Annotated in this window: 22 protein-coding genes; 10 read left to right on the top strand and 12 right to left on the bottom strand. The window is 71.5% G+C overall.

The annotated features are described in order from the left end of the window. Positions 1-2 precede the first annotated feature (2 nt). The 3 genes from AB0J76_RS44715 to AB0J76_RS44705 are packed head-to-tail and all read left to right on the top strand — an operon-like array spanning position 3 to position 3,704. Entirely contained in the window at positions 3-869 is an 867-nt protein-coding gene (locus tag AB0J76_RS44715) for a carbohydrate ABC transporter permease (RefSeq protein WP_352325035.1), read from the top strand. A 16-nt stretch (positions 870-885) separates the two neighbouring features. Next, complete coding sequence (locus AB0J76_RS44710) at positions 886-2,508, top strand: hypothetical protein (RefSeq protein WP_352325036.1); 1,623 nt, start codon at positions 886-888, stop codon at positions 2,506-2,508. A gap of 26 nt (positions 2,509-2,534) precedes the next feature. Continuing rightward, positions 2,535-3,704 (top strand): Gfo/Idh/MocA family oxidoreductase, encoded by a 1,170-nt coding sequence (locus AB0J76_RS44705; RefSeq protein WP_352325037.1) that lies wholly within the window; start codon positions 2,535-2,537, stop codon positions 3,702-3,704. A gap of 46 nt (positions 3,705-3,750) precedes the next feature. Here the strand turns inward: AB0J76_RS44705 and AB0J76_RS44700 are convergent, their stop codons facing one another. The 7 genes from AB0J76_RS44700 to AB0J76_RS44670 all read right to left on the bottom strand — a co-directional run bounded on the left by AB0J76_RS44700 (position 3,751) and on the right by AB0J76_RS44670 (position 10,324). Next, positions 3,751-4,836 carry an SPFH domain-containing protein gene (locus AB0J76_RS44700; protein ID WP_352324977.1) on the bottom strand — a complete coding sequence of 362 codons (1,086 nt, stop codon included), beginning with the start codon at positions 4,834-4,836 and terminating at the stop codon, positions 3,751-3,753. 4 nt (positions 4,837-4,840) lie between these two features. After that, positions 4,841-5,272, bottom strand: coding sequence for an NfeD family protein (locus AB0J76_RS44695; RefSeq protein ID WP_352324976.1), 432 nt, complete (start codon positions 5,270-5,272; stop codon positions 4,841-4,843). A gap of 90 nt (positions 5,273-5,362) precedes the next feature. After that, complete coding sequence (locus AB0J76_RS44690) at positions 5,363-6,514, bottom strand: Ig-like domain-containing protein (protein ID WP_352324975.1); 1,152 nt, start codon at positions 6,512-6,514, stop codon at positions 5,363-5,365. Between the two features lie 78 nt (positions 6,515-6,592). Beyond that, a complete protein-coding gene (gene fahA, locus AB0J76_RS44685; RefSeq protein WP_352324974.1) occupies positions 6,593-7,696 on the bottom strand; it encodes a fumarylacetoacetase in 1,104 nt (367 codons plus the stop codon). Then, on the bottom strand, positions 7,693-8,466 hold the full coding sequence (locus AB0J76_RS44680) for a hypothetical protein (protein WP_352324973.1): 774 nt from the start codon (positions 8,464-8,466) through the stop codon (positions 7,693-7,695). The genes fahA and AB0J76_RS44680 overlap by 4 nt, the downstream gene beginning before the upstream one ends. Further along, positions 8,448-9,617 carry a homogentisate 1,2-dioxygenase domain-containing protein gene (locus AB0J76_RS44675; protein ID WP_352324972.1) on the bottom strand — a complete coding sequence of 390 codons (1,170 nt, stop codon included), beginning with the start codon at positions 9,615-9,617 and terminating at the stop codon, positions 8,448-8,450. The genes AB0J76_RS44680 and AB0J76_RS44675 overlap by 19 nt, the downstream gene beginning before the upstream one ends. Before the next feature lie 77 nt (positions 9,618-9,694). Next, entirely contained in the window at positions 9,695-10,324 is a 630-nt protein-coding gene (locus AB0J76_RS44670) for a helix-turn-helix domain-containing protein (RefSeq protein ID WP_352324970.1), read from the bottom strand. Positions 10,325-10,408: 84 nt separating this feature from the next. Here AB0J76_RS44670 and AB0J76_RS44665 point away from each other — a divergent pair, with 84 nt between their 5' ends. Genes AB0J76_RS44665 through AB0J76_RS44655 form a run of 3 tightly spaced genes read left to right on the top strand, consistent with a single transcriptional unit; the run spans position 10,409 to position 12,778 of the window. Continuing rightward, complete coding sequence (locus AB0J76_RS44665) at positions 10,409-11,047, top strand: hypothetical protein (RefSeq protein ID WP_352324969.1); 639 nt, start codon at positions 10,409-10,411, stop codon at positions 11,045-11,047. A 39-nt stretch (positions 11,048-11,086) separates the two neighbouring features. Further along, the gene (locus tag AB0J76_RS44660; RefSeq protein WP_352324968.1) at positions 11,087-12,241 is read left to right on the top strand and encodes an FAD-dependent oxidoreductase; all 1,155 of its coding nucleotides are present in this window, start codon (positions 11,087-11,089) and stop codon (positions 12,239-12,241) included. A 57-nt stretch (positions 12,242-12,298) separates the two neighbouring features. Further along, a complete protein-coding gene (locus tag AB0J76_RS44655; RefSeq protein WP_352324967.1) occupies positions 12,299-12,778 on the top strand; it encodes a hypothetical protein in 480 nt (159 codons plus the stop codon). Here AB0J76_RS44655 and AB0J76_RS44650 read toward each other — a convergent pair. Beyond that, entirely contained in the window at positions 12,770-14,020 is a 1,251-nt protein-coding gene (locus AB0J76_RS44650; RefSeq protein ID WP_352324965.1) for an MFS transporter, read from the bottom strand. The genes AB0J76_RS44655 and AB0J76_RS44650 overlap by 9 nt on opposite strands. A 158-nt stretch (positions 14,021-14,178) precedes the next feature. Here AB0J76_RS44650 and AB0J76_RS44645 point away from each other — a divergent pair, with 158 nt between their 5' ends. After that, the gene (locus tag AB0J76_RS44645) at positions 14,179-14,322 is read left to right on the top strand and encodes a hypothetical protein (RefSeq protein WP_352324964.1); all 144 of its coding nucleotides are present in this window, start codon (positions 14,179-14,181) and stop codon (positions 14,320-14,322) included. Positions 14,323-14,462: 140 nt separating this feature from the next. Continuing rightward, a complete protein-coding gene (locus tag AB0J76_RS44640; protein ID WP_352324963.1) occupies positions 14,463-15,749 on the top strand; it encodes a hypothetical protein in 1,287 nt (428 codons plus the stop codon). 36 nt (positions 15,750-15,785) lie between these two features. On the opposite strand, the gene AB0J76_RS44635 is transcribed toward AB0J76_RS44640, so the two are convergent. Both AB0J76_RS44635 and AB0J76_RS44630 read right to left on the bottom strand, forming a co-directional pair. Then, complete coding sequence (locus AB0J76_RS44635) at positions 15,786-16,970, bottom strand: helix-turn-helix domain-containing protein (RefSeq protein ID WP_352324962.1); 1,185 nt, start codon at positions 16,968-16,970, stop codon at positions 15,786-15,788. A 63-nt stretch (positions 16,971-17,033) separates the two neighbouring features. After that, a complete protein-coding gene (locus AB0J76_RS44630) occupies positions 17,034-17,234 on the bottom strand; it encodes an EF-hand domain-containing protein (RefSeq protein ID WP_352324961.1) in 201 nt (66 codons plus the stop codon). A 142-nt stretch (positions 17,235-17,376) separates the two neighbouring features. On the opposite strand from AB0J76_RS44630, the gene AB0J76_RS44625 reads away from it, so the two are divergent. Continuing rightward, positions 17,377-17,616, top strand: coding sequence for a hypothetical protein (locus tag AB0J76_RS44625; RefSeq protein WP_352324960.1), 240 nt, complete (start codon positions 17,377-17,379; stop codon positions 17,614-17,616). On the opposite strand, the gene AB0J76_RS44620 is transcribed toward AB0J76_RS44625, so the two are convergent. Further along, positions 17,570-18,448: a LysR family transcriptional regulator gene (locus tag AB0J76_RS44620; protein ID WP_352324959.1), complete on the bottom strand. Its 879-nt coding sequence runs from the start codon at positions 18,446-18,448 to the stop codon at positions 17,570-17,572. The genes AB0J76_RS44625 and AB0J76_RS44620 overlap by 47 nt on opposite strands. 62 nt (positions 18,449-18,510) lie before the next feature. On the opposite strand from AB0J76_RS44620, the gene AB0J76_RS44615 reads away from it, so the two are divergent. Then, the gene (locus tag AB0J76_RS44615) at positions 18,511-19,494 is read left to right on the top strand and encodes an aldo/keto reductase (protein WP_352324958.1); all 984 of its coding nucleotides are present in this window, start codon (positions 18,511-18,513) and stop codon (positions 19,492-19,494) included. Here the strand turns inward: AB0J76_RS44615 and AB0J76_RS44610 are convergent. Beyond that, complete coding sequence (locus AB0J76_RS44610) at positions 19,460-20,878, bottom strand: MFS transporter (RefSeq protein ID WP_352324956.1); 1,419 nt, start codon at positions 20,876-20,878, stop codon at positions 19,460-19,462. The two genes, AB0J76_RS44615 and AB0J76_RS44610, sit on opposite strands and share 35 nt — an antisense overlap. Between the last annotated feature and the right edge of the window lie 55 nt (positions 20,879-20,933).

Genomic DNA, 20,933 nt, shown 5'->3' with positions numbered 1-20,933 from the left:
GGATGGAACGCCCGACCATCGCCGGGCGCACGCTCAAGTTCGTCGTGCTGACCGCGATCACCGTGGCCGTGCTGTACCCGTTCGGGCTGGCCGTCGGCACGAGCCTGATGGGCCGCGCCGAGAGCATCGCCAACGGCGGCAGCTACGTGCTCTGGCCCTCGCACCCCACCTTCGAGGCGTACTCGCTGATCCTCTCCGGCGGCGCGGTCACCCGCTCGGTGCTGATCAGCATCGGCATCACGCTCACCGGCACCGCGCTCAGCCTGATCTGCACGGTCTTCCTCGGCTACGCGCTGTCGCGGCGCGGCATGCTCGGCGGCAAGCCGATCCTGCTCATGGTGCTGGCCACGTTCCTGTTCACGCCCGGCATGATCCCGAGCTACCTCATGGTCAAGGAACTCGGCATGATCGACACCTACCAGTCGCTCATCGTGCCGGTGCTGGTCAACGCGTTCAACGTGGTCGTGGTCAGGTCGTTCTTCCAGAACCTGCCCGAGGAGCTGTTCGAGGCGGCCCGCATGGACGGATGCGGCGAGTTCCGGATGATGTGGCGGATCGCGATCCCGCTGTCCAAGGCGGTGATCGCCGTAGTCGGCCTGTTCTACGCGGTCTCGTACTGGAACACGTTCTTCACCGCGATCCTCTACATCAACGACCAGACCAAGCACCCCATCCAGGTCGTGCTGCGGCAGTTCATCTTCCGCGGCACCTCGGCCACGGGCTCCGACGTCGCGATCGTGCGTGACCTGCCCGCCTCGTCGGTGCAGATGGCGGTGCTCATCATCGCGCTCGTGCCGATCCTGCTCGCCTACCCCTTCCTCCAGAAGTACTTCACCAAGGGCGTCCTCACCGGCGCCATCAAGGGCTGAGAACCCGGGAGCAACCATGTCATCCATCATGTCCCGTCGTGGATTCCTCGGACTCGCGCTCGCCGGCGCCACCGTCGCCGGGCTCGCGGCCTGCGGCGGCGAGAGCGGCCCCGCAGGCGTGAAGAAGGGCGGCGCGGATCTGTCCAAGAAGCTGACGCTGCCGACGTACACCGCCGCCAAGATCCCCACGCCCGACCTGCCGATCGACGCCGGCCAGGACCCCGCGTACCTGAAGTACCCGAGCGAGCTGGTCAAGTCGGTCGCCACCCCGCCGGGCGACGGCCAGAAGATCACCTCGCTCACCCAGACGTGGGACGTCGCCCCGCCCGCCCCCGGCCAGAACACCTACCTGCAGGAGCTGAGCAAGGCCCTGGGCTCCGAGTGGAGCATGAACATCGTCGTGGGCGACGGCTACCCCGACAAGTTCAACGCCATCATCGCCAGCGACGACCTGCCCGACCTGGTCTGGTTCCCGCCGAACCAGGGCCTGCAGCGGGTGCCCGAGCTGCTGGCGGCCAAGTTCCACGACCTGACGTCGTACCTGAGCGGCGACGCGATCAAGAAGTACCCGAACCTGGCCAACCTGGGCGACGTGACCTGGAAGTCCGCCGTCACCGACGGGAAGCTGTACGGCGTCGCGGTCGCCTACAGCCGCTTCGGCCAGGTCTTCCTGGTCAACACCGACTACTGGCAGCCGGTCGGCGGCACCGAGTTCACCAGCGCCGACGACTTCCTGGCCAAGGCCAAGCAGCTGCTCGACGTGAAGAAGAACAAGTACCCGCTCGAACCGAGCTACTACAACCACGTGCACATGTTCAGCCACTGGTACGGCGCCCCCAACACCTGGAAGCTGACCGGCGGCAAGCTGATCCACCAGTTCGAGACGCCCGAGTACCAGGCGGCGCTGGAGCTGGCGGTCAAGTGCTTCAAGGCCAACCTGTTCTGGCCCGACCCCGCCCTGGCCACCATCAAGGACAAGGTCGCCAACGGCCAGATCGGCGCGTACGTCGAGTCGTTCCCCGGCTTCCTCAACGACGCCAAGACCCAGAAGTACAACCTGGGCGCGATCGTGCCGTTCGCGGCGACGCCGTCGTCCAAGCCGGTCTACAACGCCGGGCTCGGCTCGGTGGGCTTCACCTCGATCAGCAAGAAGGTGGACGCCAAGCGCATCGAGACCCTGCTCGGCGTGCTCAACTACCTGGCCGCCCCGTTCGGCACGGAGGAGTACGAGCGCGTCAACTTCGGCGTCGAGGGCACCCACTTCACCAAGAAGGACGGCGACCTCGCCTTCACCGACAAGGGCAAGGCCGAGGTGCCCACCACGCAGCAGCCGCTCTCGTTCGTGATCGGGTCGCCGTCCGCGCTGTTCCTGCCCGGCCAGCCCGAGCGCACCAAGCTCATCCACGACTTCGAGACCAAGATCGCTCCTATGCTTCAGGAGCGCGTCACCACCGGCCACTTCTCCGACACCTACACCCAGAAGAACGGCGAGCTGAGCACCATGGGCAAGGACATGGTCGACGACATCGTCACCGGGCGTAAGTCGATGTCGGACTGGCCGGCCTTCGTCAAGAAGTGGCTGGGCAGGGGCGGCGAGGCGATGCGGGCCGAGTACGAGGCCTCCATCGCCAAGGGCTGACCGTTCTACCGTTTGAAAGGACACTTGTGGAAGACCTGCGCATCGGAGTCATCGGGCTCGGCCTGCGGACGAGTCTCGCCCTGGCCGCCCACCGGCCGGGCGGGGGCTCGGTCGTGGCGGCGCTGTGCGACTCCGACCCGGCAGTGCTCAAGAAGCAGTCGGAGCGGTTCGAGGCGGAGTTCCTGACCGGGGAGTACCGCGAGCTGCTCGACCGGCCGGATCTCGACGCGATCGTCGTCAACACCCCCGACGACACGCACGAGCGCATCGCCATCGACGCTCTCCAGGCCGGCAAGGCCGTCTACCTGGAGAAGCCGATGGCCATCACCGTCGAGGGCTGCGACAACATCCTGCGGGCCGCCCGCGAGACGGGCAGCCGCCTGTACGTGGGGCACAACATGCGCCACATGGGCGTGGTGCGCCTGATGCGGGACATCATCCGCAAGGGTGTGATCGGCGAGCCCAAGACCGTGTGGGTACGCCACTTCGTGTCCTACGGCGGCGACTACTACTTCAAGGACTGGCACGCCGACCGCACCCGCACCACGGGCCTGCTGCTGCAGAAGGCGGCGCACGACCTCGACGTGATCCACTGGCTGGCCGGCGGCTACGCCACCCGCGTGAACGCCCTCGGCGACCTGATGGTCTACGGCGACCTGCCGCGCCGCGAGCCCGGGACGCCCCGCCCGGAGGGCTGGCTGCGGGAGTTCGAGTGGCCGCCCACACAGCGGCGCGACCTGAACCACGTGATCGACGTCGAGGACGTGTCGGTCATGAACATGCGCCTGGACAACGGCGTCATCGCCGCCTACCAGCAGTGCCACTTCAGCCCCGACTACGTGCGCAACTACACGGTCATCGGGACCGAGGGCCGGCTGGAGAACTTCGGCGACGGCCCGGGGGACACGGTCAAGGTGTGGAACACCGGCCCCACCTCCTACCGGGACGACTGCGACATCGCCTACCGGGTGCCGGCCGCGCAGGGCTCGCACGGCGGGGCCGACCCGCAGATCATGGCCGAGTTCTGCCGGTTCGTCAGGGACGGCGGGGCGACCGACACCTCACCCGTGGCGGCCCGGATGAGCGTCGCCGCCGGGTACATGGCCACGATGTCGCTGCGCGACGGCGGCATGCCGTACGACGTGCCGCCGCTGGACCCGGAGCTGGCCGCGTACTTCGACAACGGCCAGCGCTGAACGGCGCCGGGGCCGGGCGGGAGAGCCCGCGCGGCCCCGGCGGACGTCAGCGGCCGGTGTCCTTGGGCTCGCGCTCGCGCTCCAGGTCGGGGAACGGGGACGGCTCGTCGACGGCCTGGGCGATCTGGCGGGGGCCCTTGGGGCTCTCGGCCTCCTGCGCGTCGGCGACCGCCTCGGCCGCCGCCTCCGAGGCCGCCGCGATCTCCCTGTCCAGCTCCTCCGACGGCCGGGGCTGCTCCTCGCGGGTGGCGGCCGACTTCGGCAGCGCCTCGGTGAACGCCTTCGAGACGCCCTGCAACGCCGAGGTGACCTCGCTCGGGATGACCCAGAACGTGTTGCCGCTGCCCTGGGCGAGCTGCGGCAGCACCTGAAGGTACTGGTAGGCCAGCAGCTTGGGGTCGGGGTCGTTGCGGTGGACGGCCTGGAAGACCTGGTCGATGGCGCGCGACTGGCCCTCGGCCTCCAGGATGGCGGCCGAGCGCTGGCCCTCGGCCCGCAGGATGCGGCTCTGCTTGTCACCCTCGGCCGTGAGGATCTGCGACTGGCGCTGGCCCTCGGCGTTGAGGATCGCGGCCCGCTTGTCGCGCTCGGCCCGCATCTGCTTCTCCATCGCGTCCTTGATGGTCTTGGGCGGGTCGATGGCCTTGACCTCGACGCGGTTGACCCGGATGCCCCACTTGCCGGTGGCCTCGTCGAGCACGCCGCGCAGCTGGCTGTTGATGGTGTCGCGCGAGGTGAGCGTCTTCTCCAGGTCCATCGAGCCGATCACGTTACGCATGGTCGTGACGGTGAGCTGCTCTATGGCCGTGATGTAGTTGGCGATCTCGTACGCCGCCGCCCGCGGGTCGGTGACCTGGAAGTACAGGACGTTGTCGATCTCGACAACCAGGTTGTCCTCGGTGATGACCGGCTGCGGGCGGAAGGTCACCACCTGCTCGCGCAGGTCGATCATCGGGTAGACGCGGTCGACGTAGGGGATGACGAAGTTGAGACCCGGCTTGAGCGTGCGGTGGTAGCGGCCGAGCCGCTCCACGTTGCGGGCCCGCGCCTGTGGCACGATCCGCACGGCCTTGAGCACGGTGAACGCGGCGAAAAGGATGATCAGCAGTCCGGCTATCAGCAACGGGTCCATGCGGTCACTCCCGTGGATACACGAGGGCCGTGGCGCCCTCGATCTCGATGATGTCGACGGTCGCCCCGGTGGGGATCACCAGGGTCTCGTCATAAGCGCGTGCGGACCACTCCTCACCCCCGATACGGACCCGCCCGTCGCGGCCCGTGACCTCGGAGACCACGTACGCGGGCTTGCCGACCAGCGCCTCCACGCCGAAACGCTGCAACGGCGGCTGCTGAAGATGGCGGACGGCGAGCGGCCGGATGACCACCATCCCCGCCGCGGAGGACAGGGCGAACACGAGGATCTGCAAGGGGACGGGCAGCCCGACGGCGGCCGTCACGGCGGTCAGGAGAGCGGCCACGCCCAGGAGCCCGAGGGCCGCCGTGAGAGTGAACAGTTCGGCCACACCGAGGACGACTGCGAGGATTATCCAGATGACCCATTCATCCATGCTCCGGCCCTCCTGAACCTATAACGGGCCTGTGTGTGCGACTGGTTCCCCCTTACCACCGTAATCCCCCGTTCGTCCGCAGGGCACCCGTCACCGGCCGGCCGGCGGGGCCGCCAGGGCGCTTCCCAGCACCCACTTGTCCCACGGAAGTTGCCAGAAACCCCACCCGTTGTCCCATTCCAGCTGGCGGGCGGTGCCGGTGATCAGCACGGGGTCGCCGCGCAGCGAACCGGCGTAGAACCAGGCCGCCTGGTCGGGGCGCGCGTTGATGCAGCCGTGGCTGACGTTTTCCCTGCCCTGGGCCCAGACGTTGTCCTTCGCGTGCACGTACTCGCCGCTGTTGGAGATGCGCACGGCGTGCTCGATCAGCAGGTCGTAATAGCCGGGGTCGCCCTTGGTGCGGCCGGGGGAGATCATGCGGACCGGGTTGCCCTTGTCCATGGTCAGGTGCATGCCGCTGGTGGTGGTGTATTCGCGCGTGGTGGCCATGCCGGCGCTGATGGCCATCTGCTGCACCACCTTGCCGTCGCGGCGCACGACCATCTGGTGGGTGCGGGCGTCGACCGTGCTGGTCTGCCTGCGGCCCACGGTGAAGGCGAAGGTGGAGTCGAGGGTGCCGTAGACGCCGGGGGCCGGGCGCACCCCGGCCAGGTGGGCGCTGACCATCACCTGCTGCCCCGACGCCCAGAACCGGCGGGTGCGGTAGACCACCTGCGTGTCGCTGGTCCAGCGCCAGGCGCCCTCGGCCGGGGTCTTCGTGGTGACCTCCAGCGACCGCTCGACGGCCGCCTTGTCCTGGATCGGGGTGTCGAAGTCGATGACGACCGGCATGCCCACGCCGACGGTCTCGCCGGGCAGCGGCGCGGTGGCGGCCACCCCGAACGTGTGCTCGGCGGCACGGGTGCGGAAACGGCCCATGGAGACCGTGGACGGGCCGTTCTCGCCCGCGGCCGTGGCGGTGACGGTGTACTCGGTCGCGGGCTTGAGCGTCCAGTCGGAGCGCCACCTGGTGTGCGAGGCGTCGAGCCGGCCCGGGACGTGCTCGCCTCCCTCGTAGACCAGGACCTGGGTCAGCCGGCCGCCCTGCGCCGTGATGACCAGCCCCTTGTCGGGACGGGCCCGCTTGGCGTCGAAGGCGGGGAAGACGTGCACGACCGCGGGCGCGGCCGGGGAGTCGCCGACGGGACCGCAGCCGCAGCAGGCCAGGAGGAAGGCGACACACAGGATCGCGGCACGCCGCACGTCACTCTCCGAGGGCTTTCCGAGGGAAGGGGAGTTCCCAGGTTAGCGGTGAGTGACGGTCGAAGCACCTTGAGTTACTTATCCGATGGTTCCGGACACCTCGCCCAATGTCAGGCCGCCCGCGGTGGCCCGGATCGTCACCGTGTCGCCGTCCTGGAGGAAGGTTCGGGTGTCGCCGCCGGACAGCTTGATCGGTTCGGCGCCGTTCCAGGTCAGCTCGATGAGCGAGCCGCGCTCGTCGCGTTCGGGGCCGGAGATCGTGCCGCTGGCGAACAGGTCTCCGGTGCGCAGGGAGGCGCCGTTCACGGTCATGTGGGCGAGCATCTGGTCGGGCGTCCAGTACATGCTCGGGTACGGCGGACGCGAGATCACGTCGCCGTTGAGCACGACCTCGACGGCGATGTCCAGGCCCCAGTCGCCCTGCCTGCGCAGGTAGTCGAGCGGCTCGGGGTCCTGCGGGCGGCCCGGGATCCTGGGCAGCGCCTCCAGCGGCGTGACCCACGGCGAGACCGAGGTCGCGAACGACTTGCCCAGGAACGGCCCCAGCGGCACGTACTCCCACGCCTGGATGTCGCGCGCGCTCCAGTCGTTGACCAGCGTCACCCCGAACACGTGGTCCTCGAACGCCCCGGCCGGCGAGCCCAGCTCCGACGGCACGCCGACCACGAACCCCAGCTCTGCCTCGATGTCGAGCTTGGCGCACGGCCCGTAGACCCCGGCCCTGAGCTGGCCGTGCGGACGCCGGACCGGCGTGCCGGACACCACGACCGTGCCCGACCTGCCGTGGTAGCCGACGGGCAGGTGACGCCAGTTGGGCAGCAGCGGCTCGGCGTCGGGACGGAAGATGCGCCCGATGTTGCTCGCGTGGTCGAGCGAGCAGTAGAAGTCGACGTAGTCGGCCACCTCGAACGGCATGTGCAGCCGCACCTGGTCGAGCGGGATCAGGTGGCTCTCGGTGACCGAGGAGTCGCCGGTCAGCTTGTTCTGGATGAGGGTCCTGGTGTCGTGCCAGGCCGAGCGGCCCCTCGCCATGAACGGGTTGAGCGAGGGGGCGGCGAACACCTCGTCGTGCAGCGCGGCGGCCAGGTCGAGCACCTTGTCGCCGTACCTGACGCCCACTCTGGGCGATTCGCCCCGACGGGAGAACACGCCGTAGGGCAGGTTGTCCACTCCCCAGCTCACTGAATCACTCCTAGCGTCTGCAGGTCCTCGATGGGCGTGCCGGTGCTGCAGGAGCCGTAGCTCACCAGCAGCCGCCGCGCCCGCTTCGCGGTCTCCTCCGTCACGGCCCCGGCCAGCCGTACGAGGTGGCCGACGTCAGTGGTGCGCAGCACGGCCGCGGGGTCGCGGCCCTCCACAGCCTCGCAGACCGACAGCAGCAGGTTGAGGAAGCCGTGCCGGTCGACGCCGAGGCTCGGGTCGAAGTGCCGCACCGCGTGGTGCAGCCCGGCCGTGGCCTTGAACGGGACGTCGGCCTCGACGCAGCCCCGGACGAACGCCGCGAGGTGCTCCACCGACGGGAACGCCTCGGCCTTCAGCCCGCCGCAGCGCACCTTCAGCCCCACCCCGTCGGGCACGCCGGCGACCTTCCGGTCCGGCGGGACCTCGACGAACAGCCGCACGTGCGCGGGCAGGCCGAGGCGCCGGGCCAGCCCGGCGACGGACTCGTCGGCCCCGAGCGGGATCTCGACGAAGTCCACCGGCAGGTCGCCGAAGTCGGGAAGCTCGGGCGTGTCCACGATCAGCCCGATGCGCCGCGGCCGGTAGGCGTGCCCGCGCAGCCGGTCGAGCCGGCTGGCCGGGCAGAGGAAGCGGTGGGTGAGCACGCCGTTGCCGTGCTCCAGGTCGCGCTGGTTGCGGGCCAGCGCCTCGTCCATGTGCAGCGACGTCGGCGGGAACAGGCCCGCGTCGTCGACCAGTTCGGCGTAGAGACTCATCGTGCCCAGGTCCATGCGTAGCCGGGATCCTCACAGGACAGCGCGCCCGGCCCGAGGTCGAGCGGGCGGAAGGTGTCGACCATCACGGCCATCTCGCTCGTGGTGGTGACGCCGCGGGCGACCGCGTCGATCACCGCCTCGACCGCGCCGGGCTGCGGGCCGTGGGTGAAGCCGGCCGGGTGCAGCGAGACCGAGCCGACGTCGATGCCCGAGCCCTTGCGCGCGGTGTAGTCGCCGCCCACGTAGAACATGAACTCGTCGGAGTCCACGTTGTGGTGGTTGTACGGGATCGGGATGGCCTCGGGGTGGTAGTCGAGCGGCCGCGGGCAGAACGAGCAGACCACGAACCCGGGCCCCTCGAACGTCTGGTGCACCGGCGGCGGCGCGTGCGTCTTCTTCACGATCGGCTCGAAGTCATCGATGTTGAAGGCGTACGGATAGAGGTAGCCGTCCCAGCCGACCACGTCGAAGGGGTGGTTGCGGTAGACGAGCCTGGTCAGGCCGCCGCGCGTGCGGACCAGGACGGGCACCTCCTCGCCCTCCACGAGCAGGGTCTGCGAGGGGGCGCGCAGGTCGCGTTCGCAGTACGGCGCGTGCTCCAGGAACTGCCCGTACTGCGACAGGTAGCGCTTGGGCGGCCTGATGTGCCCGGACGCCTCGATGGCCAGCACGTTGACCTGCCCGTCGGGCACCCAGCGGTGGATCGTGCCGGTCGGGACGACGACGTAGTCGCCCTCGCCGGCCTCGATGACGCCGTAGGTGGACTCGAAGCGGACGGAGCCGCGCTGCACGTAGACGCACTCGTCGCCCATGGAGTTGCGGTACAGCTCGCTGGGGCGGTCGCTGGTGGCGTACGACAACCGGACGTCGGCGTTGCCGGCGAGCAGGATGCGGCCGTCGACCAGGTCGCCGGCGCTGGACAGCTCCTGCGTGCGGAAATGGCGCGGGGAGAGCGGCAGGTTGGGCTCCAGCCGCGTCGCGGACGCGGGCGCGACCGCCTCGGCCTTGATGATCGCGGTGGGCAGGTGGCGGTGGTAGAGCAGCGAGGAGTCGGACGAGAAGCCCTCCTCGCCCATCAGCTCCTCGGCGTAGAGGCCGCCGTCCGGCCGCCTGAACTGCGTGTGCCGTTTGCGGGGCACTTCCCCAACGACGCGGTAGTACGGCATCCGCCCTCCATGTTGTCCGCTTACCGGACGCATGTGTCCTCTATGTGTGACTACCGTCCGACATCGGTGTGGAGATGTCAACCCAGCGCGGCGGCCAGCTCGGCGGCCGCCGCCACCACGCGCGGCCCCGTCCCCTCCTCCAGCGGGCCGAACGTCACCACCCCCACCGAAGCCTCCAGCCACGGCAGCCCGGTCACGGGGGCGGCGATGCCCCGCGCCCCCACCTGCAACTGCCCCTCCGTCACGAGGTATTCGTCGCGCCCCTCGCGCAGGGCCAGGATCGCCCGGCCCGCCGCGCCTTTCGCCAATGGATGGCGCGACCCCTCCCGGTAGGCCACGTGCAGGTCGGTCCAGGACGGCTCCACCACCGCCACCGCCAGCCCGTCGTCGCCCTCGGCCACGGTCAGGTGGGCCGTCGCGCCCACCTGCTCGGCCAGCCGCCGCAGGGTCGGCACCGCCGCCGCGCGCAGCAACGGCTGCACGGCCTGGGCCAGCACCAGCACCCCGAACCCGAGATGCACCCGGCCTTCGGCGTCGCGGCGGACGAACCCCTCGTTCAGCAGCGTCGTCAGCAGCCGGTAGACCACCGGCCGGCTCAGCGACAGCTCGGTGCTCAGCTCGGTCGGGGTGCGCCCGCCCTTCCCGTCGGCGAGAAGTCGCAGCAGGCGCAGCCCGCGTTCGAGCGTCTGGGCGGATTCGGCGGCCATGACTTTGATTATGGAGTGACCGCTGACCAGTGAAAGAGCACGGTGAAGGGGTACGTAGGGACGAGAGGCGTCGGGGGGGTGGAGATGCGGCAGAGGTGGCTGTTCCTGGTCGCCGGGCTGGCTCTCTGCGCCCTGCCGCCGGCCGTGCCGTCGCTCACCACGCCGATCGCGTACATGGCGAGGGAGACCCTGATCGACCCGCCGCCGCGCGCGGAGGGCGACCGGCTGGTGGAGAACACCTTCTACCTCACCCAGGGCATCACGGTGAGCCAGTGGCTGCTGCCGGTCGCCAAGGGCGTCACCTTCCGCGCCGGTTACGTCGCCGTGGGGGTCAGCGTCGACGCGAGCGGGCGGCTGTCCGGCACGCCCTCGCGCGTGGGCACGTTCATCGCCCCGGTCCGGCTCTGCGCCGGGCACGCGTGCGAGGAGCAGCTCATCACCCTCGTCGTGCTCGGGAACGTTCCATGGGAGCCGCGCGAGCTGACCTTCCCGGGCCGGGCCGGCGTCCCGCTGGCCGGCGAGATCGGCATCAACGGCGGTCCCCCGGGCGTCGTCCCCACCTTCAGCGTGACCGACCACGCCAAGCTGCCCGTGGGCGTGACGATCGGCCCCGACGGGCACGTGGGCGGGGTGCCCCAGGCGGCCGGCATCTCCGAGGTCCCGGTGCGCGTCTGCGTGGCGGGCAACTGCGCGGGCGTCGTGGTCCGGTTGATCATCGTCTGAACCCTTGCGCGGGGCGGTTCCTGCGGTCACGGTGGTTCCATGAAATCGGTCATTGTGGTCGGAGCCGGTATATGGGGGTCGTCGCTGGCGTTGCGGCTGGCCGAAACCGGCTGGCAGGTGACCCTGGTCGAACAGCACAAGCCCGGACACGTCCGGCAGGCCAGCGCGGGGGAGACGCGGCTCCTGCGCTGCGCGCACGGCGTCGACGACTGGTATGCGCGGCTGGCCTGGGAGGCGCGGGAGGGCTGGCGGCTGCTGGGCGAGCGGGCCGGCGAGGATCTGTTCCTGGAGTCGGGCATCGTGTGGTTCGCGGCCCGGCCGGACGGGTGGGAGCACGCCAGCGCCCAAGTACTGAAAAATCTTGACATCCCGGTTGAGGTGCTCGACCCGGCGGACGGCCGGCGGTTCTTCCCCGACTACCGCGGCGACGACCTGAGCTTCCTGCTCCACGAGCCGCACGCGGGCGTGCTCAGGGCGCGGCGGGCGACGCAGGTGACCGCCCGGCTGGCCCTGGCGGCCGGCGTCCGGCTGGTCAGGGGACGGGCGGCGCCCGTGCCGGGGCTGAGCGCGGTCGAGGTGGACGGCGAGGTGCGGCGGGCCGACCGGGTCGTGTGGGCGTGCGGCGCCTGGCTGCCCGGCCTGTTCTCCGTGCCGGTCACGGTGACCAGGCAGGACACGGTGCACTTCGCCGCGCCCGCCGCGTGGTCGTCCCCCGAGACGCCCGCCTGGATGGACTACGGCTCCTCGGCCTACGGGCACGGCGACGTGGACGGGGTCGGCATGAAGGCCACCTCCGACGCCGAAGGGGAGCCGTACGAGCCGGAGGGGGGCAGCCGGGTGGTGCACCCGTCCGCGGTCGAGCAGGCCCGCGGCTACCTGCGGCGCAGGTTCCCGTCGCTGGCGGCCGCGCCGGTGCTGTTCAGCCAGGTCTGCCAGTACGCGCTCACCCCCGACGCCGAATGGATCATCGCCGAGCACGCGCCCGGCGTGTGGCTGCTCGGCGGCGACTCGGGCCACGGGTTCAAGCACGCCCCGGCCCTGGCCGCGTACGTGGCCTCGATCCTGGACGGCGAGCGCGCCCCCGAGCCGCGCTTCGGGCTCGGCCACGAGCGCGCGGTCGCCCGCGGCCTGCGCACGAGCGGAGACCTCGGGGTAGGGCCCGCCTCACCGGGATTCGGGGGACGACGGGCATGATCGGCGCGGGCCCGCGGATCAGACTTTCCCTGTAGCCGACACGACAGGGAGCCCGCCATGACCGCCGCCCTCGCCTCGCAGACCGCCGAGCCCCGTACCCCCCAGCCGCCGCCCGTCGTGCACGCCGCCGCGCTGCTGTGGATGTCCGCCGTCGCGGCGGGGGCGTTCGAGACCGTGCTCGCCGTCGGCAGGGAGCTCTACGAGGGCACCTCGGGCGTCCTGGACCTGCTGCCCGGCGCCGGTCTGCGGGTGGCCGTGTTCGCCGCGGCGGTCTTCCTGACGCTGCGGATGCGCACGGGGCGGAACTGGGCCAGGCTCACGCTGGCCGTCGGGCTCGGCGTCTTCGGCACGTTGTCGCTGGTCGTGGGGCCGATCCAGTGGCTGCTGCACGGCGGCTCGATCGCCGAGGCCGCCGCCGGGGCCGACGTGGTGACCTGGCTCTTCACGATCAGCCGGGTGCTGCACGTGACGGCCGTGCTCGGGGCCGTCACGCTGATGTTCCAGCCGCGGGCCAACGCCTGGTTCCGCTCAGAGTGAGACCGGCTCCGGCTCCGGTTCGGGGGCGCGCAGGTTGCGCACCCCCGGCGCGGCCAGCGCGGCGAGCGTGGACAGCACGACGAGGGCGGCGCAGCCGAGCAGCGCCCCCTCGGTGCCGAAGGCCACCGCCGCCGGCGCGGCCAGCATGAGCCCGATCGGCCCGAACATCAGCGACCCGAGCGCGTCGTACGAGCTGACCCGCGACAACGACTCCGCCGGGATCTCGCGCTGCATCGTCGTCTGCCACAACACGCCGAAGACGTCGAAGCACACGCCCAGCACGAACGCCCCCGCCACGATCGCCCACAGCGGCGCGTCGAGCCCGAGCAGCACGTACGGCAGCGCGGTCGGCAGGCACAGCAGCGTGCCGAGCAGGATCGGCCGGCGCGGGCGCAGCCGCAACGACACCAGCACCCCGGCGATCGTCCCGACGGCCTCGCCGGCCAGGAACGCCGACCAGGCCGCCGGCCCGCCCAGCGTCTCCTTGGCCAGCAGCGGCCCGAGCACGCCGTGCCCGGCCTGGATCGCCATCACCAGCACCGAGAACTGGGCGACCACCACCCAGATCCACTGCCGCGAGCTGAACTCCCGCCACCCGTGGCGCAGGTCGGCCAGCACCGAGTGCCGCTCGGCCGCCGCGCGCTCGGCGGGGGTCAGGCGCAGCAGCGCGATCAGCACGCCGGCCACCGCGAACATCGCGCCGCTGACCAGCAGGGCCCAGCCGCCGCCGAACCACAGCACTGTGGCGCCGCTCAGCACCACCCCGGTCACGCGCGAGGCGTTCGCGCCGAGGCCGAGCAGCGCGTTGCCGGCCTGCAGCCGGTCGGCGGGCACGACCTCGGGGATGATGCCGGTCAGCGCCGGGAACATGACCGCCGTGCCCACGCCGCAGGCCGCCGCCGCGACGCTCATCACGGGCAGCGGCGCCCAGCCGGTCAGCATCATCGCCGCCAGCGCGAAGTAACCCAGCGCCATGAGCAGCTCGCCGGCCATCATCACCCGCTGCCGCGGCAGCCGGTCCGCGATCACCCCGCCGATCAGCATGAACACGATCATGGGCAGCGACTCGGCGGTGAGCACCACCGACAACGTCGTGGCGCTCGCGCCGGGCAGTTCGAGGATGCCGAAGGCGAGCGCCACGGGCGCGAAGGCGCTGCCGAGCATGGAGATGGTCCGCGCGGACAACAACAGGGCGAACTTGCGGTCGCGGAGCAGCCCGAGGTCGCGAAGGTAGCTGTGCACTGGGCCGGTCCCCTCGAAAACGGTCAAATCCGTCCCAGTCTGCCGTTTGTGGCGGCGGGTTGTCGTCCCAATATTTGTCACGGCGGTGACAGGACCGGTCGGGAAAAGTGCGGGCGCCGGGCAAGAACCGTGCCCGGTTCCCGCGTAGTTTCCGAGGCATGCCTGACACGCAGGTCGATCACCCGTCCCGCCGGGAGGAAGCGCCGCCTACCGGGTGGGTCAGGGTCGTGCAGGGGCGTACGAGGGTGGTGCGGGAGAACCCGGACGGCTCGGGCTGGCACTGGGTGGAGGAAGACGGATGATCCCCCTCGCCGTCCCGACTGGGACGCCTACTGCCCGTCGAGAAGCGCGTGAGGACCGCCGTGGATCTCATTGAAGGTTGTTGATCGTCCAGATAGTGTGCTATTTGCCCACGATCGCCCCCCATGGGAGTAAAGGCGTCATGCGACTGCGGAAGATCTTCGTCATCGGACTGACCCTGTCGTTGCTCGGCGTCGGAGTTCCCGCCTGGTCGCAGGACGATCCACGGGGCTGCAACGACCTGATGTCCGCCGACACCCCGGCGTACGTCGTCTGCCGCTGGCTGGCCACCCCCGAGGAGGCCGCCGACATCGCCCGGTTCTGGCTGGACAACGACGGCAAGAACATGATCGACTCCGGCCCGATGCGCGAGATCGTGGTCGACTGCTCCGAGCCGGGCAACGAGTGCGCGACCGACTCCGAGGGCGACGGCGAGATGCACGACGTCGACTCCCCGGACGTCGACGGCGCCGAGGACGGCGGCACCCCCGACCAGTGCCCGGACGGCCAGAAGTGCCACGTCGACCCCGACGAGATCTCGGCCGCCGCCAAGACGGCCGCCGCCGAGAGCCCGGCGGGCCAGGCCGTGAAGACCGCGGTCGAGGCGGGCCTGCGGACCTGGATCGAGACCGAGCTGGCCGACGACTACAAGGCCGGCAAGCTGGCCGAGGCCGCCAAGAAGGTCGCCGCCCTGGCCGCGCGGCCGGGGGTCGCCGGGATCAGGTTCACCTCGCAGCTCGGCTACAACCAGACCTTCGCCACGGCCGAGGAGCTGGACAAGTTCGTCACCGAGGCCACGACCGCGCTGCGCAACCTCGTGCCGGGCAAGAAGCTGGCGGCGCACACGGTGGTCCCGCTGTTCGGCTGCGGCGCCAACGACGCCTGCAAGGCCGAGATGACCAAGAAGTACCCGCTGCTCGACCCCGCCCGCATCGGCGCCTGGCTCTCCGGCGGCCAGATCGACCAGCTGACCCTGGACACCGGCCACCTGGCCACCGAGTACGCCACCTGGAAGATCGACGCCGCCGAGGCCCAGCGCAACCAGTGGATCCAGGTCCGCGCCCGCGCCTGGGACGCCTACGCCCAGATCGCCGCCGAGGACGCCGGGTTCACCGCCGCCGGCACCTCCAAGCTCACCGCCGAGCAGGCCACCCAGGCCATCACCGACCGCATCGCCGCCCCGCTCCAGGCCGACGCCGCCGAGACCGTCGTCCTGTGGAGCCGCTGGCAGGACGCGCAGGGCCAGGTCAACCGCGTGTACGGCGAGAAGTGGGCGGCCAACCCCACCTGGGACCAGCTCAAGAAGCTCGGCACCGTGCGCCCGCGGCTGGCCACCGTCTACGACTACAGCAGCCCCGAGGCCGACGTCGCCACGGACATCAAGAACCTGTCCGAGGTCTTCGGCCAGGTCTACCTGCACACCGCCTGACGCGAGCCGCCGCGCCGGCCTGGCGCGGCGGGCCGGTCACGGCCGGGCGGCGATGAGGGCCTGGCGGGCCCTGAGCGCGATCTCCAGCTCGAACCGGACGTCGGGGTCGGCGAGCTGGTCGCCGTAGAGCTCTTCGAGCTGCCGCAGCCGGTAGCGCACGGTCTGCGGATGCACGTGCAGCCGGGCGGCCACCTCGCCGGCGCCCCGGCCGTGCCGCAACCAGGCGAGCAGCGTCTCGGCCAGCCGGTCCTGCTGGGCCGGCCGCAGGTGGGCCAGCGGCGCGAGACGTGCCTGCGCCATGGCGCCGACCAGCTCCTCGTCCTTGAACACCACGAGCGTGGCCATGTGGTCGGCGCAGCGCAGCAGCCCGCGCGGCAGCACGCCGCGCCCGGACAGCTCCAGCGCCTCGCGCGCCCACCTCAGGGACGTCGCCGCCGCGGCCAGCGGCACCGCCGGGCCGATCGCGGCACGGTGGCCGCGCAGCGCGTGGTCGAGCAGCTGCGCCTGTCCCGGCCCGTCCGGGTCGGGCACCAGCAGGCACGGCGCGGGCCGCTCCAGCCCGCCGAGCACGTCCGGCGGCAGGACGGGCGCCCGGTACGTCCCGTGCCGGTCGTCCAGCGCCACGGCCGCCACGGTTCTCGGCAGCCGCCACCCGGCGGCCCTGGCCAGGTCGGCGACGGCCTCGGGGGCGGCGGCCGGGCGGCTGAGGAGCAGGTCGAGCAGCCGGTTGCGGCGGCGTTCGAGCTCGCCGGCGGCGTGCGCCCTGGCCTCGTCGAAGCCCTGGGCGGCGGCGTCGGCGAGCTGGTCGAGGCAGACGAAGATGGCCTCGCCCAGGTCGTACAGGGTCTGCGGGGTCAGGCCGAGCGGGTCGGCGATCTCCGTCAGCCGCCGCCAGCAGACGCGGGCGCCGAGCCGCATGGCCGTCTGCAGCGGCTCCAGGTTGCGGCCCTCGGCCGCCTCGCCCCTGCCGATCATGCGGAACGGCTCGGGGTCGAAGGGGGCGGCCGGGTTCTCGATGCGGTCGAGGAAGCCGTCGATGGCCTCCTCGACCGCCATCTTCACGACTTTGATGTAGATCTCGTCGGCGGGTCTGGCGTACTCGGGGATCCGGGTCCGGATCTCCTCGGTCACCTCGGCCGAGACCCTTCCGATGCCCGCCTTGAGCGTTCTCACGATGTCCGCGGGGAGCCGGGTTTCGCTGATGTCACTCTTGATGGTCATCGTCCCTCCTGTCGCCATTGTGGATCAGGCGACAAGAGTTTGCCTAGCAAGAGCTTGTTTCTGTCATTTCTGCAGGAATGCGCCGAACTCGTCCACGTCAATCAGGCCGTCGCCGTCCTTGTCCAGTTTCCGCACGCCTTCCTGGGCCGCGTCCAACGTGATGGGCTGGCCGAGGATCTCCATCAGGCGGACGAGTTCGACGGCGGAGATGCGGCCGTCCTTGTCGACGTCGATGAGGTCGAAGGTGATGGCGTGGTCGCTCATAGGGGGTGCCTTTCCTGTGTTACCGGTGCGTCGGGTCAGACCTTAGTGGCGACTTCCCGAAACGTGCCGATGAATTCGGGCTGATCGCCGGAAAAGCGAGCCTTTCCCTGATTTGCGGCTCCCGGGGTGATAGCACGGATGGATGCGCATCCGGAAGGCGACCCCGGCCGACGCCCAGGCGATCGCCGAGATCCACGTACGGTCCTGGCAGGCCGCCTACCGCGGGCTGCTCCCGCAGGACCACCTCGACGGCCTGGACCCCGCCGCCCGGCGGCCCGGCTGGGAACGCCTGCTGGCGGCTACCGGCGCTCGCTCGGCTGACCGGCCGGGCCGCGTCAGACCGTGGCGGCGGCCCGTTTCAGGGCCTCGACGAAGGCGGTGACGTGGGGACGGGCGTCCCCGCGGCGCCAGGCGATGGCCAGCCGGCCCGGCTGGAGACCCGTCACCGGGCGGTAGACCATGCCTGGACGCTTGTAGAGCGCCGCGTTCCCCTCGGCCACGAGGACGACGCCCAGACCGCTGATCACGGCCTCGAACACCTCCTCGGGCGTGTTCGCCGTGACGCCCACGACCGGGTCGTCGTCCCGGGCGTCGCGGGCGAGCCAGAAGTCGCGCAGCGGGCCGGCCGCCGCGGGCAGCGCGATGAACGGCTCGTCCCGCAGCTCGGCGAACGGGACCTCGGCCAGGCCGGCCAGCCGGTGCCCGGCGGGCATCGCCACCCCCCGCTCCTCGGTGACCAGCACGTACGTCTCCAGCCCTGGCGGCACCGGCAGCCAGATGAACGCCACGTCGGAGGAGCCGTCGGCCAGGCCGCCGCTCGGGTCGTCCCAGCCCACGAGCCGGAGCGACACCTCCCAGCCCGGCCGGGCCTGCCGGAACAGCCGCAGCGCCTCCTGCTGCAACCCCCGGCCGACGGCCGTCTGCATGCCGATGACCAGCGTCCCGGCGGGGGCGGCGGCGCGGGCCGCCTCCACGCCGGCGGCCCAGCGTCCGAGCAGGTCGCGGGCCACCGGCAGCAGCGCCTCGCCCTGCCGGGTCAGCGTCACGCCGCCGTGCACGCGGTCCAGCAGCGCGAAGCCGAGCTGCCGCTCCAGCACCCTGAGCTGCTTGGACAGGGCCGGCTGCGAGACGAAGAGCCGCTCGGCGGCGCGCGTCACGTTCAGCTCCTCGGCCACCGCGACGAAGTAGCGGAGCTCCCGCAGGTGCACGTCCATAACCGATGGTTATAGCAAAGGGTCTTGGACGCCGGGCGTCCGCCGGCGGCACGATCATCGTCATGAAGACACGCGAACTCGGAACACTGCAGGTCCCCGCGCTCGGTTACGGCGCGATGGTGCTCTCGCCCGGTGTGTACGGCGACATCGACGACACCCGTGCAGAGAAGGCGTTGCGGGCCGCCCTCGACGGCGGCGCCACCCACGTCGACACCAGCGACGCCTACGGGGTGGACGGCCACAACGAGCGCCTGGTCGGCCGCGCGCTCAAGGGACGCCCCCGCGACGAGGTCGTGGTGGCCACCAAGTTCGGCCTGGCGATCCCCGAAGGCGAGCCCAGCCGCCCGTACCCGGTCGGGTACGCGTTCAACGAGCTGCGCGTGAACGCCGACCCGCGCCTGGTCCGCCGCTACGCCGAGCGCAGCCTGCGCAACCTGGACACCGACGTGATCGACCTGTACTACCTGCACTACCCGGACCCCGGCGTCCCGCTGGAGGAGACCGTCGGCGCGATGGCGGACCTGGTGCGCGACGGCCTGATCAGGCACATCGGCCTGTCCAACGTGACGGCGGCCCAGCTGAGGGCCGCGCACGCGGTCCATCCGGTGACGGCCGTGCAGAACGAGTGGTCAATGTGGCGGCCGGTGGAGCCGGACCTGCTGGCCGCGGCCCGCGAGCTCGGCGTCGGCCTGGTGGCCTGGAGCCCGCTGGGCAACGGCTTCCTGACGGGCACGGTCCAGCGGCTGGAGGAAGGCGACTTCCGCCACAACGCGCCGCGGTTCTCGGCGGAGAACCTGGCCGGCAACAACGACAGGTACGCCCCCGTCCGCACCCTGGCCGCCAGCCTCGGCATCACCCCCGCCCAGCTGGCCCTGTCCTGGCTGCTGCACCAGGACGAGCACGTGGTGGCGATCCCGGGCAGCCGCACCCCGGCCCACATCGAGGAGAACCTGGCCGCCGCCGACCTCACCCTGCACCCGGACACCCTGAACCGGATCGACGAGGCGCTGGTCAGGTTCGACGTCTCCGGCGGGACACTCCTGTGAACGCCGGGCCGCTCCCCAGGGTGGCCCGGCCGGCGCACAGGGCCGCGCCCACGAGCAGGGCGGCGACCGCGCCGACGACCCGCAGCAGCCCGTCGGCCGAGGACGGCGCGGCGAAGTAGACGCTGCCGAGCCCGGCGACGGCGGTCACCCCGGCCAGCACCGGCCCGGTGGCGTTCAGCGCCGAGATCGCCGACGCCAGCCGCGGCTCGACCAGCGTGGTGACGCGGGCGATCAGCGGGCTGTACCCGGCGGCGTGCCCGGCCCCGGCCAGGAGCAGCAGCGGGACGGCCACGTCCGGCCGCCACTCGTCCCGGCACAGCAGCACCAGCAGGCCCGCCCCGGCGGCGAAGGCGACCGGCCCCGCGACCGGCAGGACCCGCTGCAACCCCTGCGGATACCGGGTCCAGCTCAGGCTCAGCGCGCCGAACCCCAGCGCGTACGGGACGAAGGCCAGCCCCGCCCACAGCGGCGAGTACCCCAGCGCGGTCTGGAGGTGCAGCGTGAGGGTGAGCAGGAAGACGGTGTAGCAGCCCATGACGATCCAGCACGCCGCCAGCCCCGGCCGCACCCCGCGCGGCCGTACCGAGGCCAGGTCCAGCAGCGGGTGCCGGGCTCTGCTCTCGTGCCGGACGAACACCGCCGACAGCGCGGCGCCGCAGGCCAGCGAGATCCACATCCAGAGCGGCCGGCCGAGGTCGGGGCCGAAGATCAGCGGGACGGTGATCGCGGCCATGGCCGCGGTGAGGATCGCCACGCCGCCCGGGTCGAGGCGCGCCCGCGCGTCCACGGGCGAGGGCGGCAGCAGGCGCGGCCCCACGGCCAGCGCGAGCACGCCGATCGGGATGTTGATCAGGAACACCGGCCGCCAGGACAGGCCCAGGAGGTCGGCGCTGACGACCAGCCCGCCGACGACCTGCCCCAGCGCGACGCCCAGGGCGAGCACCATGCTGTACAGGCCGATCGCGCGGCGGCGGGCCTCGCCCTGCCAGTGCGTCTGGATGAGCGCGAAGATCTGCGGGGTGAGCAGCGCCGCCCCGGCGGCCTGCGCGACGCGCGCGAGCACCAGCACGCCCACGTCGGGGGCCAGCCCGCACAGCAGCGAGGCGCCGGTGAACCAGCCCAGCCCGAGCAGGAACGCGCGCCGCTGCCCGACGAGGTCGCCGATCCGCGCGCAGGTGACCAGGAGCACGCCGACGGTCAGCAGGTAGCCCGACACGACGAGCTGGATCGCCGTGCCGCCGGCGTGCAGGTCCTGGCGGATGGTCTGCGCGGCGACCGACACGATCGAGCCGTCCATGGAGGCCATGACCTGACCGGTGAGCAGCACGGCGAGCATCGGGCCACGGCGCACGCCGGTCACCGGGGGAGAAACGGGAGAAATCACCCGCCCAGCATCGGCCGTGCGCCTCCGCCCGGTCTTGAAGAAACTTGCAGGCCCA

The organism is Nonomuraea sp. NPDC049624 (genome assembly GCF_040675255.1).
Taxonomy (GTDB): Bacteria; Actinomycetota; Actinomycetes; order Streptosporangiales; family Streptosporangiaceae; genus Nonomuraea.
Note: the sequence above shows the minus strand (reverse complement) of the source record. Positions and strands in the feature narration are given on the sequence as shown.